The organism is Lysinibacillus sp. FSL H8-0500 (assembly GCF_038051955.1).
GTDB classification, from domain to species: Bacteria; Bacillota; Bacilli; order Bacillales_A; family Planococcaceae; genus Lysinibacillus; species Lysinibacillus macroides.
This window is the reverse complement of record NZ_CP150292.1, coordinates 883,615-898,391: the sequence shown is the minus strand read 5'-3', so window position 1 is coordinate 898,391 and position 14,777 is coordinate 883,615. Positions and strand designations below refer to the sequence as shown.

The 14,777-nt window shown below is 36.3% G+C and carries 15 protein-coding genes; all 15 read right to left on the bottom strand.

Annotated elements, in window-relative coordinates:
* Positions 1-53: 53 nt before the first annotated feature.
* The 15 genes from MHB44_RS04110 to MHB44_RS04040 all read right to left on the bottom strand — a co-directional run bounded on the left by MHB44_RS04110 (position 54) and on the right by MHB44_RS04040 (position 13,687).
* The gene (locus MHB44_RS04110; RefSeq protein WP_341301673.1) at positions 54-587 is read right to left on the bottom strand and encodes a competence protein ComK; all 534 of its coding nucleotides are present in this window, start codon (positions 585-587) and stop codon (positions 54-56) included.
* A 351-nt stretch (positions 588-938) separates the two neighbouring features.
* On the bottom strand, positions 939-3,449 hold the full coding sequence (gene secA, locus MHB44_RS04105) for a preprotein translocase subunit SecA (RefSeq protein WP_341301672.1): 2,511 nt from the start codon (positions 3,447-3,449) through the stop codon (positions 939-941).
* Between the two features lie 140 nt (positions 3,450-3,589).
* Positions 3,590-4,141 (bottom strand): ribosome-associated translation inhibitor RaiA, encoded by a 552-nt coding sequence (raiA, locus tag MHB44_RS04100; RefSeq protein ID WP_053993639.1) that lies wholly within the window; start codon positions 4,139-4,141, stop codon positions 3,590-3,592.
* Between the two features lie 254 nt (positions 4,142-4,395).
* On the bottom strand, positions 4,396-4,779 hold the full coding sequence (locus tag MHB44_RS04095) for a PilZ domain-containing protein (protein WP_053993638.1): 384 nt from the start codon (positions 4,777-4,779) through the stop codon (positions 4,396-4,398).
* Between the two features lie 171 nt (positions 4,780-4,950).
* Positions 4,951-5,361, bottom strand: a complete 411-nt coding sequence (gene fliS / locus MHB44_RS04090; RefSeq protein ID WP_053993637.1) for a flagellar export chaperone FliS — start codon at positions 5,359-5,361, stop codon at positions 4,951-4,953.
* A gap of 49 nt (positions 5,362-5,410) precedes the next feature.
* Positions 5,411-5,773 carry a flagellar export chaperone FliS gene (gene fliS / locus MHB44_RS04085; RefSeq protein ID WP_341301671.1) on the bottom strand — a complete coding sequence of 121 codons (363 nt, stop codon included), beginning with the start codon at positions 5,771-5,773 and terminating at the stop codon, positions 5,411-5,413.
* A gap of 31 nt (positions 5,774-5,804) precedes the next feature.
* Positions 5,805-6,164 carry a flagellar protein FliT gene (locus tag MHB44_RS04080; RefSeq protein WP_053993635.1) on the bottom strand — a complete coding sequence of 120 codons (360 nt, stop codon included), beginning with the start codon at positions 6,162-6,164 and terminating at the stop codon, positions 5,805-5,807.
* A gap of 28 nt (positions 6,165-6,192) precedes the next feature.
* Positions 6,193-7,713: a flagellar filament capping protein FliD gene (gene fliD, locus MHB44_RS04075; RefSeq protein ID WP_053993634.1), complete on the bottom strand. Its 1,521-nt coding sequence runs from the start codon at positions 7,711-7,713 to the stop codon at positions 6,193-6,195.
* Between the two features lie 30 nt (positions 7,714-7,743).
* Complete coding sequence (locus MHB44_RS04070) at positions 7,744-8,130, bottom strand: flagellar protein FlaG (protein ID WP_053993633.1); 387 nt, start codon at positions 8,128-8,130, stop codon at positions 7,744-7,746.
* A gap of 120 nt (positions 8,131-8,250) precedes the next feature.
* Complete coding sequence (locus MHB44_RS04065; protein ID WP_053993632.1) at positions 8,251-8,940, bottom strand: acylneuraminate cytidylyltransferase family protein; 690 nt, start codon at positions 8,938-8,940, stop codon at positions 8,251-8,253.
* Complete coding sequence (locus MHB44_RS04060) at positions 8,930-9,985, bottom strand: nucleotidyltransferase family protein (protein WP_053993631.1); 1,056 nt, start codon at positions 9,983-9,985, stop codon at positions 8,930-8,932. Before MHB44_RS04060 ends, MHB44_RS04065 begins: the two co-directional genes overlap by 11 nt.
* A 5-nt stretch (positions 9,986-9,990) precedes the next feature.
* The gene (locus MHB44_RS04055; protein ID WP_053993630.1) at positions 9,991-10,614 is read right to left on the bottom strand and encodes an acetyltransferase; all 624 of its coding nucleotides are present in this window, start codon (positions 10,612-10,614) and stop codon (positions 9,991-9,993) included.
* Positions 10,607-11,680 (bottom strand): N-acetylneuraminate synthase, encoded by a 1,074-nt coding sequence (gene neuB, locus MHB44_RS04050; RefSeq protein ID WP_053993629.1) that lies wholly within the window; start codon positions 11,678-11,680, stop codon positions 10,607-10,609. Before neuB ends, MHB44_RS04055 begins: the two co-directional genes overlap by 8 nt.
* The gene (gene neuC / locus MHB44_RS04045; RefSeq protein ID WP_235473291.1) at positions 11,677-12,804 is read right to left on the bottom strand and encodes a UDP-N-acetylglucosamine 2-epimerase; all 1,128 of its coding nucleotides are present in this window, start codon (positions 12,802-12,804) and stop codon (positions 11,677-11,679) included. Before neuC ends, neuB begins: the two co-directional genes overlap by 4 nt.
* Entirely contained in the window at positions 12,797-13,687 is an 891-nt protein-coding gene (locus MHB44_RS04040) for a polysaccharide deacetylase family protein (protein WP_053993627.1), read from the bottom strand. Before MHB44_RS04040 ends, neuC begins: the two co-directional genes overlap by 8 nt.
* Positions 13,688-14,777: the final 1,090 nt, after the last annotated feature.

Genomic DNA, 14,777 nt, shown 5'->3' with positions numbered 1-14,777 from the left:
AAAGCTCCGTATCCTTTTATTATAACGTTTTTATAAAGGAAAACATACTACTATTACACTTCATCCTCAAACATATTAAATGCCAAACGCTGGAATACCTTCGCCCGATCATACTGCACAAGTAAATGCTTTGTTCGTTTCTCTAATTTATATTTTAGTAAAAAAGCCCGTTGAATACGGTATTCTAGTGCCTTGACGCTAATTTCCACCGTAATGTCCATACCGTTCATAAAAATAATCTTGGTCCTTTTTTTATCTACTGCCACATAATCATCAATATGATGCACAGCAAACCAACTACACTGAGGTTGTAAGGGTGATTTACTCGGAATCCATAATATATTACAACGCTCATGAATCACAATTGGATTTTTATTTAGCTTCCCCAACACCATTTTTGACCCATCAAAAGCACCTCTTAAGCTAGAACCAAAATAACGTAGGTTAAAGTCTATTAATTTTGTTGGGGCTAATTTCGATACATATTCATTATCCTTTTCGATCACCCGAGTACATAAATTTCCAAAGGCATCATACTCAGGCATATATAGCATTGTTTCACTCGTCATAATATCCTTTTTATGCATTAATATGTTCCTCCTTTATACACTTTATGTTTTTCATAAAAATACATAGGAATATACTCATACAGTCCTATATTTCTCCTCGAGCAGGATTATTCTACAAATCTGAGTATCTTTGTCTTCACATCTATTTCTCCCCCTTTTTTTCTTTTACACAGACCTTAGTACCACTACCGACACATAATTTAGGACAATAACAGGAAATATTTATTGAACTAAATTCCTATTATAACAGTTATTGTATACCTATAAGTTCAAATTGTCTATAAATTCTGAATTTTAATATTAAAATTTCTTTTTATAGTAAAAAAAGATCATTTCAACATAGTGTTAAAATAATCTTTTTTATTTACTTTATTGTGCTGCCCCATGACAGTTTTTATATTTTTTCCCGCTTCCACAAGGACATAAATCATTACGACCAATGTTTTCAGCTTTACGGACGGGCTGCTTTTTCGGAGCCGAGCCGCCTTCCTCTTTTGGATTAACAGCTTGTCCCTTCGCCACTTCCTCACGCTCAAGGTTACTACGAATTTCCGCCTTCATCGCATATTTTGCCACATCCTCACGAATAGCCGCTACCATATCCTCAAACATCGCAAATCCTTCTTGTTGGTATTCACGAAGCGGATCATTTTGACCATAGGCACGTAAATGGATACCTTGACGTAATTGATCCATTGCATCAATATGATCAATCCATTTCGTATCAATTGAACGTAATAAAATAACCTTTTCAAATTCACGCATACGCTCTGGTGTAAGCTCAGCCTCTTTTTCATCATAGCGAACTTGCACTGCATCAGAAATTAACTTATTTATCTCTTCAGCAGACTTACCTTGGAAATCAGATACTTTCAGCTGACCTTCTTCTAATAGGTTAGCAGCTACAAAGTCTTCAATCGCCTTTAGGTTCCAATCCTTCTGCTCACCCTGTGTATACAGGCCTACAATATTATCGATGGTTTCTTGAATCATCGACTCCACAAGCTCACGCATATTTTCTGTTTCGAGCACATCGTAACGCTCTTTATAAATAATTTCACGTTGCTGACGTAAAACATCATCATATTGTAATAAACGTTTACGTGCATCGAAGTTATTTCCTTCGACACGCTTCTGTGCTGATTCTACAGCTCTCGACACAACTTTTGATTGCAATGGTTGTGAATCGTCCATTCCTAAACGCATCATCATCGACTTCATATTATCTGAACCGAAGCGACGCATTAAATCGTCTTCCAAGGATAGGTAGAATTGTGTTACCCCTGGATTTCCTTGACGTCCTGAACGTCCACGAAGCTGATTATCAATACGACGTGATTCATGGCGCTCTGTCCCGATTACTGCTAGACCACCGATTTCCAGTACACCTTCACCTGGTTTAATGTCTGTACCACGACCAGCCATATTTGTAGCAATGGTTACAGCGCCTTTTGAACCAGCATTGGCAATAATTTCAGCCTCACGTTCATGGTTTTTCGCATTTAAGACATTATGTGGAATTTTATATTTATCCAATAATCTTGAAATAATTTCAGATGTTTCAATTGCTACTGTACCCACAAGAACAGGCTGACCTGCCTGATGTCGCTCTGCGATATCTGCGGCTACCGCTTTATACTTTCCTTCCATCGTTGCGAAGATTAAGTCAGCACGGTCATCACGGGCAATTGGTCTATTTGTAGGAATTGCCACAACATTCATATTATAAATATTACGGAATTCCTCTTCCTCTGTTTTAGCCGTACCAGTCATCCCTGCAAGCTTTTGATACATACGGAAGTAGTTTTGGAAGGTAATCGTCGCCATTGTCATTGATTCATTTTGAATTTCAACGCCTTCCTTCGCTTCAATTGCTTGGTGTAAGCCATCCGAGTAACGACGACCTTTCATTAAACGACCTGTGAAACCATCAACAATAACGATTTCACCCTCTTGTACAACGTAATCCACATCATTATGCATACTTACATGTGCCTTTAATGATTGGTTAATGGCATGGTTTAAACGAACATGTGTTAAATCAAACAGATTGTCAATGCCAAATGCTTTTTCTGCTTTTTCCACACCTGCATCTGTTAGCGTAACACCCTTTGTCGATTCTTCATACGTATAATCCGTCTCGGCATTTAACATACGTACAAATGCATTGGATTGCTTATAAAGCTGTGCTGATTTCCCAGCCTGACCCGAAATAATTAATGGCGTACGTGCTTCATCAATTAAGATCGAGTCCACCTCATCAATAACAGCATAATGCAATGGGCGTTGTACACGTTCCTCTTTATACAGCATCATGTTATCACGTAAATAGTCAAAGCCTAGCTCATTATTTGTACTATACGTAATATCCGCCTCATATGCAGCACGTTTTTCATCTTTTGAAAGACTATTAAGATTCAGACCAACCGTTAAGCCTAAAAAATTATAAAGCTGGCCCATCTCAGCAGCATCACGGCTCGCTAGGTATTCGTTGACCGTTACTACATGTACACCTTTCCCAGTAATGGCATTCAAATAAACAGCCATTGTCGCCGTTAATGTTTTACCTTCACCCGTTTTCATCTCTGCAATATTACCTTCATCGAGAGCGGCTGCCCCCATAATTTGAACACGGAATGGGTACATCTCTAATGTACGCTTTGATGCTTCACGACACACGGCAAAGGCTTCCGCGCGAATCGACTCCAACGGTTCACCATCGGCATAGCGCTTTTGAAACTCTTCCGTTTTTGCTTGTAATTGATCATCTGAAAGCTGTTCCATTTGAGAAGCGAATCCCTCAACTTGGTCAGCAATTTTTTCTAATTTTTTTAACTCACGTTTATTGAAATCAAACAATTTATTTAATAGGTTTGCCATGAATGTTTTTCACTTCCTATATAGATTCAACTTCCATTTTACCATTGTGTAACAGCTTGATGCAAACAGTCTCCCTAAAACCTAAGTGCGCTATACAAAAAAGACCCTCGCCATTGCGAGAGCCTTTGTCATCATAAAGTTTAAGTTGTTTCGATTAAGCCATATTTACCATCTTTACGCTTATAAACAATATTAGTGCCATTGGATTCAGCATCTGTAAAGACATAGAAATCATGACCAAGCATATTCATTTGTAATACAGCCTCTTCTTGATCCATCGGTTTTAAATCAAATTGCTTTGTACGTACAATGGAGTACTCTTCTTCCTCTGAAGCAGCATCAACAGCAGCTTGTGTACTAGCAAAATAAAGACCTGCGCCTTCACGCTCACGGAATTTACGATTTACTTTTGTTTTATGCTTACGAATTTGTCGCTCTAGTTTATCCACAATAAGATCAACAGCAGCATACATATCATTATGACGCTCTTCAGCTCGAAGCGTTAAATTTTTCATTGGAATTGTAACTTCGACTTTTGTTTGCTTGTCATTATAAACCTTTAAATTGACATTAGCATTAGCATTTACATCTTCATTAAAATAACGTTCAACTTTCTCAATTTTATTCTCAACATACTCTCGAATAGCTGGAGTTACCTCAATATTTTCACCGCGAATGTTAAAGTTTAGCATGTAAACTCCTCCTTTATAACTGCTATACTATATGTTTCTACACAAGTGTGTGAAATTCCTCTAAAATCATTCTTTTTTTTACAAAAATTTTTATTTAATTTAACAAGCATCTTTTATAGCCCAAGTAACATGAAATACTTATTTTTCTTCTGTTCACTTCAGTTTTCATTGATCTCTTTTGGCCATAAAACGCTTAATAAACCGTTGATTTTCACGACAAGATTCAGCATAGTTAGCTAAAAAATACGCTTGCATCAAGATAAATTATTGTGCTTTTTAGCCTCTGCTACTTCTTTTTTACGTCGTAGCTTCAGTTCTTCAATAATTAAATCCTCAACAGCACCTTGCTGATTAAAAAATACCCCATACTGCTTACCATTGCCAAAAGGACGACTCCACATAATTTCTCCATAAGCTCGTACCTCTCGTGAATCCAATACAAAGCGGATCTCTAATGGAGGAGGATTCATACCTAAATCCACTTTCGTAAACATCTTTAGCCCACGTGGACTGATATCCAGCAATTCTCCCATACTCGTTCGTTCATGATTGACCCTACCGTTCTCATAAATAGCAAAAGTAATTGGAAGAGGCTCCTCAAACTTAAAACGGAAGCCCTCTTTACGTTTAAAAATCATATTCCCACCCCAGTACTATGTTAAACATGTATATTGCTTTGATTATGACATGATCTGTAGTGAACAGCCAGAGGGAATTAGTAACATATTTTACCGATAAACACCCTAAATTATGGCGATTTAGTGATAATAAAGAAAAGAGACCACCGTTTAGGATGGTCTCTTTTTTGGCTACACTTGTTCACTACTTCCCTGACCAAATTGCTGTTGTCGATTAATGCGAATAACTTCCTTCCATGTATCGCGGAATTCCGTCACCAATCCCTCAACTTCTTCAACAATCGCTACATCATCTTGCATATTAGCTTCCATTAGACGTTGATTCATATATTCATATAACGCTAACATATTTTTAGAAATTGCATAATCCATATTCAGTGTCACCATTAGCTCATGAATAATCGCTTGTGCTTTTTGAATATTGGTGTTTTTTTCTTGAATTTTTTTTTCCTTAGTAGCTATCTTAGCTAGATGTAAAAACTTCAAACAGCCATTATAGAGCATTAATGTTAGCTCTCCTGGAGAAGCAGTAGAAACACTATTTTGTTTGTATGCATTTTGCGCCGATAAATTTGCTGACATGAAAGGCCAACTCCTTTTTGGAATATTTTAATACTAATTTATTATCAAACTATATGACTTTTTTCCATGTATCATGGAACTCTCTCATTAAGCCTTCCACTTCTTCGAGAATGACCAAATCATCTTGCATATGAACTTCCAATAAACGATGATTCATATATTCATACAGCGCAAACATATTTTTGGACATGTCATAATCCATATTCAGTGTTGTCATCAGCTCATGAATAATTGCCTGTGCTTTTTGGATATTGGCGTCTTTTCCTTGGCGATTTTCATCTTGAATTGCCACTCTTGCTTGATGCAAAAACTTCAAGCATCCTTCATACAGCATCAGTGTCAATTCGCCTGGAGAAGCAGTGGCCACATGATTTTGATTGCCTGTATGTTGCGTTTCTACATTGGTTGGCATAAAAAGTAAAACTCCCCTTTAAGTAAAGCAATTAATTTTTTTTATCATAATACATACCGTCCAGTGTCCGAACCTCGGAATAGGGATTATAGTACTGGGATTCCTTTTTCTTTGCTTTTTGTAAATTTGCCAAATCCTGCTTGATTGAGCTCATCACAGTGACCAATCGTTCCTTAATACCATTGTCTAGTTCACGCAATGTACAATGCGTACGATCTTGCTCGTCAAAGCGAAAGTTTGTCTGCATTAACGCTTCTATAATGGTTTCACGTGTATCTAAAAGATAATGGATACGTTCAATGTATCCATCACGTCCTTCACTAGTCGGCATATCTCCTAAAACTTTGTATAAATTCGCTGATACTTGCAATAGTTGCTCTATTGGTTGCATAGCACACTCCTACTTCGCTTGATCATCCTTATTGACCTTGCATAAAAATGCTCGATTGTTCATTAGCTCTGTTGATTGCCTTTTCCATAGCCGTAAACTGATTCCAATACATTTGCTCAACCATTTCCAACCTTCTCTTTAAATTATCCATTCGTTCATTTGTTTCTTTCAAATCTCGACCAATGGAGAACGTCTCATCTGACATGTTCGCACGACCTGCTTTGCCCTCAATGACAAGCTTAAAGCTATCCAATGAATCACGCAATTTTTTAACAAAACCACGTGTATCGGCTGCACTGATTTCCTCCATGCCCGTATTTGGGTTTACTTTTGTTACAGTACCATTTTTATCGCCTGTACTTGTCAGGAGCTGCTCAACGGCATCTGGGTTTTCCGTTAGAGCTTTACGCAATTTCTCCTCATCGATCTCTAGCATACCACCGTCTTTATAATCTTTGGTTGTAGTAATCCCAATTTTATAAAGGGTATTATAGTTTGAATCCTCGACTGCTGGATTGGACTGATAAAGTAATGAACGCATATTAGATAAACCATCACGCAAAATACTATCTCTACTTAGTAAACCACTTTTCGCTTTTTCATCCCAAAGTTTTACTTCGCTCTCAGGCAACTCTTTTCTTTGTTCATCCGTTAATGGTGGAAAATCACGATATCTCGGTTCATTTGTTTGATCCATTAAGTCTTTGACAAATCCATTATAGGTTTTTACAAAGTCTTTCACCTTGTCTACCATTTCATCCACATTACTTGTCGAATTGATTGCAACAGCAGTACCTTGATCAAATGTTTCCTTTAATGTAACATTGTAGCCAGAAATAGAGAAACTATTGGATGTGCGCTCAGTGGAAATACCGTTCACTGTAAAAATAGCATTTTTCCCCTCTGTTTTTTGCACATTATCTGTAGATGCAAAACCTAAGGCATCTGCACCAACAAGTTCAATTTCCTCGCCTCCCTTTACATCACCAGTGTTTTTCGCAGTAAAGGAAAATCGACCATTTTCAAAAATGGCTGTTACACCAGCATTACTAGTATTAACCTTATTAATAAATTGATCGACCGTCATATCTGCCATAATATCAATCTTTGTTGCTTCACTTGCCAGTATCCCATTATCTTGAATTGCTTTAATATCAATCGTTGATGCTGTTACACCTAAATCACTCAATTTGGTCGAACCTGTTGCATTTTTTTGTGCGCCTACTAAACGCCCTGCAACCGCTAATTGTGATACCTCTTCAATATTTATTGTACCTGATGCATTTCCTGTTGCTGTAGCATCTACTAACTTGGAATTGGAGCTGGTAGCTGTTTTACTATTAAAACCTTTTAACACCAAGTTGTCTGCCAAATACGTATCAAATGTTCTTATTTTTGTATTAACACTGCGGTAAGCATCACGCTGCCATTCAGCTGTTTGCTTCTTTTGAAATAATTTGTCTAATGGCGCTCTTTGTGCAGTCATCATCTTTTTTACAATTGCATCAATATCCATCCCTGAGATTAAACCGCCAATTCGATTTACCATAACTATTTCTCCCCTTAATATTACATAAATTTAGATTTTTTCGTCTACAATGAGACCGAGCATTTTTTGCATTTCATAAAAGGCATCCAACAACTTCTTTGCTGGAATTTCTCTTACAACCTCCTCCGTCTCCTGATTTACAACAGTCACATAAAAACGATTTAAACCTTCATGATACATAAATTTTGCAGCATTGTTATTCGCCGCTAATACATTATTCATCGTATCGACTACTTGTTGTAATTGTTCTTTCGAAACTTCTTGCTCTTCTCCAGTAATCGGTGCTGTTTCTACTGTTGATGTTGAACTTATGTTAGTAGAAACTGTAGATGTTATCTTTTCTAGTACGTTGGCTGTAGTTGCATTTGTTGCTGTAGTGCCCACTTCTATAGACTGTCCCTGTGATGCAATACGCATTGAATTCACCCTCCTGCATGTTTTAATTTGCTTACTTTTATTATCGGAAGGAATTTCTATATATTTATGTCTTTCATAAAACATAGTGAAATTACTAGTAACAGTAAAATTCCTACGTTCTTAACAAGCGCCACTACGATCTACTAGTAAACACTCACATATTTTAAAATCAATGCTAGTATCAATATCAAAGGATTTTTCTTGAGGCATTGTATAGCCAATTGTATGTTCTGTTAAAAAAGATTTCTCTGCTAATAATGCATCTGTTTTCGCCACATAGACAGCGCCATTTAAAGCATATACTATTGGCAGTTCTTGACGTCTTGTAATCAATTGCTCTTGCTGTAGAAGTGGCGACATCTTATCATTTTCCATTGTATACATCCAATAAGGTGATTTTGTTGTCTCTGTAACTGATACACAAAAATCTGCTTTATTTTCTATTAATTTTTGAATGCAGTCATCTATATCTTCCGTTGTTCTAAGTGGTGATGTTGGTTGTAATAACACGATATAGTCAAAATCTTTACATTGTTCGATTGCATGTATAATCACATCTATAGTTGATGTATCATCTTGCGCTAATTCGATTGGTCGTATAAATGGCACATCACAGCTATATTGTTGCGCTACCTCTATAATTTCTGGGTCTTCTGATGATAAAATCACTCGACTAATATATTTCGATTGTTTTGCTGCTTCAATTGTCCACGCAATCAATGGCTTTCCAGCAAGCTCTTTCACATTTTTACGTGGTAATCCTTTGGAACCACCACGCGCAGGAATAATAGCTAATATATTAGGCTTCATTATTGGTAAGCTCCTTAAAGTCATTCTTTGCCCTATGAAAATCATCTATTCTACCAATATCCAACCAATATTCACGGATAGGGAAGACCGATACTTTCTGATCTGCTGCAATCAGTTGCTCAAAAAGCGTTGGCATATCATAAAACTCATTTTGCGGAATATAATCAAATACTTCTGGATTCAGTACATAGATACCTGCATTGACAAAGCTACGTTGAATAGGCTTTTCTTTGATTCCCGCTAAATGCACCCCATCTGTTTCAATAACGCCATAGGGCACTTGATACTCATATTCTCTTACACACATAGTTGCCATAGATTGATGTTCTCTATGAAACTCCATTAACTGATCGAAATTAATTTGTGTAAGTAGATCGCCATTCATCACAAAAAATGGCGCTGTAGGTCGTTGTTCAAGCAAGGACAAAGCACCTGCTGTCCCCATTCGTTTCTCTTCCTCAATATAGTCAATTGTGACATCAAACGCTTCACCATTTTGAAAGTATTCTTGGATAATTTCTTTTTTATAATTGACTGAAAAAATAAAATGCGTATAGCCGAACTGCTTAAAACCTTCAATAATTGTTTCAAGAATCGGTTTATTACCTATTTTCAGCATTGGTTTAGGTATATCATTTGTTAGCGGACGCAACCTTGTCCCAAGTCCACCCAGCATTAAAATAACAGTATTTTTATTTGTGGATGTCTCTAAGTTATCCGTAAAAAAAATATCAACGACTTGATTATGTTTATTAACTATAGGTAATTGCTTTAATTTTTTCGATTTCATAAATTGTTTTAGACGATAGGGTCTTTGTCCTGTTTGTACACTAATTGGATTAGCATTCATAATAGATGTGATGGGTACTTCAAGCCCTTCTCCACGTAAAATACCACGACGAACATCACCATCCGTTACTGTCCCTAATAAATGTCGCTCTTCATCAACAACTACTGCAAATTGCAATGAAGAATTATCAATTATTTTCATTGTTTCCAATAAAGTCTGATCTGGCGTAACTATTATTTTTTGCCACTGCTTCATCTCAATCACACTTCCTTTGCAGGTATACCTACCGCCTTTTTATTATCCGCTATATGTTTCACAACAACAGCACCCGCACCTATTAAACAATTCATTCCAATATTCATTCCTTGTATAATCGTTGCCCCTGTTCCAATATGTGTGCCGTTTTGTATATGTACCTGACCTGATAAATTGACACCAGGAGCAATATGTACATGTGCCCCAATCTGACAATCATGGTCAATTAATGCACCTGTATTTATAATACTATTATCGGCAATTATCGTATTTGTTTGAATAATCACTCCTGCCATAATTTGAACCCCCTGCCCTAATTGAACAGAGGGCGCTATAATAGCTGATGGGTGAATAAGGGTTGTAAATTGAAAGCCTATTTTTTGAAAGTGATGAAAGATTTTTTTTCGTAATGGGGAGGGGCGAATCATGCCAACCCCTAATACTAGTTCAATCTCTGCTGGCTGATAATTTTGGACAACATCATCTGTACCTAAATAAGGTAAATTAAAGTTGTTTTGCTCCCTCTGAGGGGCAGTAAAGCCAATAATATTAATAGATTGAGCTAGCAAAATTTCTGTTAAAACAGAGGCATGTCCTCCATTTCCTATGATAATAGTCTGTTTATTCATCTATCAATTCATCCTCATGATACGACTTTATAGCTAACTTCCCAATATATGACCAATAATTTGAAGGAGCAATACCGCTACCTGGTCTTTTAATAGTTAAATTATCTAACGTAAAAATCTCACCTGCTTTAATGGAAGCTTTAGCGACTAAACTTTTTCTTGCTGGTAGACGATTTTGAAGTTCGATTGGCGTCGGCCTTTTTATCCCATCTCCTAAAGCAACCTCTATATCCCTTATTCCTTGAATCATAGTCTTTAACTCTGCTGGATTTAAAGAAGCAACATGGTCAGGCCCTTCTAACGCTTTATCTAATGTGAAGTGCTTTTCGATGACTATAGCTCCCATACTAACAGCCCCAATAGGGATATGAATTCCTTCTGAGTGATCTGAAAAGCCAATCGGTAATTGGAACGTTTTTCTCATCTCCTGCATAGCATTCAAATTAATGAATGCTACTGGAGTAGGGTATTGTGTTGTGCAATGCAATAGTGTTATATATTTTTTCAGGACTTTTTGTGCTTCTACTGTTTGATAAAAAGCTTGAACTTGTTCTATCTCAACAGGTTCTTGAGGTCTAGCTAAACCATAGGCAAGAAAGGTTAATGCCTCATGAATTTCATCAATCGTTGCCATGCCCGTTGATAAAATAATAGGTTTTTGTTTAGTTGCAATATAGTGAATAAACGGTGCATTGGTTAATTCACCAGAAGGAATTTTAATTGTATCCATATGTAATTCATTTAGCAAAAAATCGACACTATCAAAGTCAAAAGGTGTCGATAAAAATGTAATGTTCTCTATTTGGCAAAAAGCCTGTAATTCCTTAAATTCATCATATGAAAGTTCTAGTTTTTTTAACATCTCAAATTGGGATGTCGCCCCACCTAAATTATCTACTTGATAATCCGCCTGCTCTGCTTGTTTTGTCACCAAATTTGCAGCCTTAAAAGTTTGGAATTTAACCGCATCTGCTCCAGCTTCTTTTGCTACTTTAATAAGTTCCTTTGCCATTTCCAGTGAACCATTATGATTTACTCCTGCTTCTGCAATAATGTATGTTTTCATTCTAAATCGTAAAACTCCTTTTTAATTGAAATTGACGGTATTTCTTTTAAAATAGAGATAATTTTTTCTGACACCTCTCCCTCACCAAAGATGTGATTATATGGTCCTTTAAAAGCTCTAGCCTGCTCTATAGCGGTGGATATTTCCTCTGTATCAAGAGATGTATTAAACACAGAAGTTGGTTGCTCACGCCCTCCTTGTCTCGTACCACAATTCACTGTTGGTGTTTCTAAGTAAGGTACTTCAATTAAGCCACTTGATGAATTGCCTATTACCACTTCAGCATGTTTTACTGCACTCAAATATCTTAATTGTCCTAATGAATCGTATAATTTTGCATGTGGATGAGTTAATGTAAATTCATAAATAGCTTCATTAATCATTCTTCCACCATTATCTGCATTTGATTTTGTGAAAAGTAAGTTCATTTTTTGATATTTTTTTAAGGATTTTAATACTGAGAAGATACCGCCTGCTTCACCATTTGTCTCAGGATGGTAGGTAATTAGAAACAGTGGTAACTTCTTATCTAAATTCAATTGCTCAAATAACTCATTTTTTGTCAACAGTTTCAAATTCATAATATTTTCTATACCGATTGCGCCAACATTAAATACACGCTCAGGTGACTCTCCAAGTTGAATCACACGCTTACGATGTGTTTCAGTACTCGTAAAATGCCATGAAGCCATCTTTGTAATGGAATGACGAATTGCATCATCATATGCACCAAAAGTACATTCCCCTCCATGTATGTGTGCAATAGGTATTTGCATAATTAAAGCAGACTGAGCAGCAGCAAGCATTTCAAACCTGTCACCTAAAATAATAAGTAAATCAGGCTGTAAACGAGCAAAAACGTCTGCAAAACTAATTGTTGCCAGTCCTATTGATTTTACAACACCTGTAGCTGTATCAGTTGATAATAACATTTCCACTTTTTCATCAATAACAAAACCATCTTGTTCAATTTGTTGATATGTAGTACCAAACTCTGGAGATAAATGCATGCCTGTACAAATTAATTGAAATTCACTATCCTTCTGAACTTTCTTCATTAATGGATACAATAAACCATATTCTGCTCTTGTTGCTGTGATAAAACAAATTTTCACCTTAAACAACCTCATTTATAGTCAAATGGTTACAATCAATTCGTTTATGCCAAAAACCTTCTCTTAACTCTGTAAAGCCTTTTTCCGTAGTAAAACCTAAAATAAATCCATGCTCTTTTAATATAGGCAATAATTCTATTTGCATTTGAGTTGATTGCTCACCTCCACCAAAAGAAGGTGTATATAATTTGATATCTTTGTTTAAAAGTTTTTCTAAATAACTTTTGCAAGATTTAATTTCTTTATCATAAAAATCTTGTGCACTTCCTCCATATGGGAGATGATTTACACAATGAACTCCTATAGACATGCCACATGCGTCCATTTCTAAAATTTCCTGCTCAGATAAATAAAATTTATCTATAAACATATCTAGTGAAGTATAAATTGAAATGACCTTTTTTTCTAAAAAGGTCCTGCTTTGCTCTTCTGACCAATAAAAATTAAATAAATATTTTACAAAACGTCTATGTTCATTCGTTTCATAAGAATAAATATCACTTTTATTTTTGATTTCATCCCTATTTACGAGATTAGAAACTTCTTCCCAAATTTCTTCATCACTAAAATGTGAAAGTACCGTATGCACTAAATGAAATATTGGTACTTTTCTTTCCAGAAGAGGTCCTGACATAACAGCGAAATAACCAGGAACTTCCAATTCATTCAAAATTTGAAATGCATTTGCATACTGATCTTTCGTTGCATCGTCAAATGAAATGATACATTTTGGTTTAGTAGTATGTTTATGCAAATCCTCAGGCTTAATAATTTCATAATGTTCTTTAGCCCACTCTACTTGCTTTCTAAACTCGCTTGGTGAAATAGGTACACTCCCCTTCCACTGTTCAGGCTCCATGACATAATGATACATAATAATTAAGTCTTTCATCTCAAACTCCTTCTATAAATGTTGATATATCGATAGTTTACACCATTCTGGAGTATCAAAAAAATATTTTTTGATACATTCATCTATCGTTATTTTGTAATTCTTGATTTTTTACCAAATATCCGTACGCTTCGCGAAAGGACAATCCATTAAATGGTGATTTCTGTCTTAATCCAGCGCGATATATCGATGCACTTGTGGATCTCTGCGTTGCTTATGATGACGTACCCTCCTATGTCTCTAAGCGTCTCGTTGCGCGTACGTTCCTTCGTTCTGTCTCTTCTATAAGGTAGAGACTAGCGCTGCTCCTTTAGGGACCCTATGCTTTTGACACAGTTGAATGGTAAAAATAATGCCAGCTTCTCTGTGTCACCCTCTTGATTTTGACTGCTGATGGTGACGCTTAAGCAGCCGTTTGAAGACCAACGAAATCCTTCATCATTTGATGTTCGTTAAACATCGTTTTCCTTTTACACAAGGTATGTAAAACCTTCAATAACTTCCTATATTTTTGTAATTTTGAAAAAGAAAAGATAGAAAATTTTTGATTGTTAACTGACACTCACATTGAATGAAACCTGTTTCTCGAGCGACCTCCTCTTTTTTTGATGCATATAATAGTTCATAATACTTTCATGTGTGTTGATTAACCAATTTTATCCTGCCCCAATACTAGAAAAGGTGATTTCCGCTACGGACTACTCGCTTTTCTGCGGGCGAGCGCCGAGCTGCTTCCTCTGCAAAAGGAACAAAGGCTAAAAGCGTCACGTCCTGTGACAATTTATCTGCGCGACAGCAGCAACGCCTTTGTGACCAACATCATATTGGCCTCAGGGTCTCGTCTGTCTCGCTATCCCGCGGGAGTCGAGTAGTCCTTCGCTACAATCTAGATAATCGGGCTTACTTATACAGGAAAATAATATAGAAAATCAACAAACATTGCTAAAAACTCATACAATTTTTCCCTAATCAACACGCCTGTAATACTTTTTTAAATGAAGTAAATCATAATTTGTCATGATAAACCTCATCTAAAGTTGTTTTATCTTTCTTCACCAACTTAGAGGTTTTTTCAATCTGGTAATAAACT

Coding starts and splice junctions, on each gene's coding strand:
- MHB44_RS04110 (WP_341301673.1), bottom strand. CDS start 587: ATGCATAAAAAGGATATTATGACGAGTGAAACAATGCTATATATGCCT.
- secA (WP_341301672.1), bottom strand. CDS start 3,449: ATGGCAAACCTATTAAATAAATTGTTTGATTTCAATAAACGTGAGTTA.
- raiA (WP_053993639.1), bottom strand. CDS start 4,141: ATGCTAAACTTTAACATTCGCGGTGAAAATATTGAGGTAACTCCAGCT.
- MHB44_RS04095 (WP_053993638.1), bottom strand. CDS start 4,779: ATGATTTTTAAACGTAAAGAGGGCTTCCGTTTTAAGTTTGAGGAGCCT.
- fliS (WP_053993637.1), bottom strand. CDS start 5,361: ATGTCAGCAAATTTATCGGCGCAAAATGCATACAAACAAAATAGTGTT.
- fliS (WP_341301671.1), bottom strand. CDS start 5,773: ATGCCAACCAATGTAGAAACGCAACATACAGGCAATCAAAATCATGTG.
- MHB44_RS04080 (WP_053993635.1), bottom strand. CDS start 6,164: ATGCAACCAATAGAGCAACTATTGCAAGTATCAGCGAATTTATACAAA.
- fliD (WP_053993634.1), bottom strand. CDS start 7,713: ATGGTAAATCGAATTGGCGGTTTAATCTCAGGGATGGATATTGATGCA.
- MHB44_RS04070 (WP_053993633.1), bottom strand. CDS start 8,130: ATGCGTATTGCATCACAGGGACAGTCTATAGAAGTGGGCACTACAGCA.
- MHB44_RS04065 (WP_053993632.1), bottom strand. CDS start 8,940: ATGAAGCCTAATATATTAGCTATTATTCCTGCGCGTGGTGGTTCCAAA.
- MHB44_RS04060 (WP_053993631.1), bottom strand. CDS start 9,985: ATGAAGCAGTGGCAAAAAATAATAGTTACGCCAGATCAGACTTTATTG.
- MHB44_RS04055 (WP_053993630.1), bottom strand. CDS start 10,614: ATGAATAAACAGACTATTATCATAGGAAATGGAGGACATGCCTCTGTT.
- neuB (WP_053993629.1), bottom strand. CDS start 11,680: ATGAAAACATACATTATTGCAGAAGCAGGAGTAAATCATAATGGTTCA.
- MHB44_RS04040 (WP_053993627.1), bottom strand. CDS start 13,687: ATGAAAGACTTAATTATTATGTATCATTATGTCATGGAGCCTGAACAG.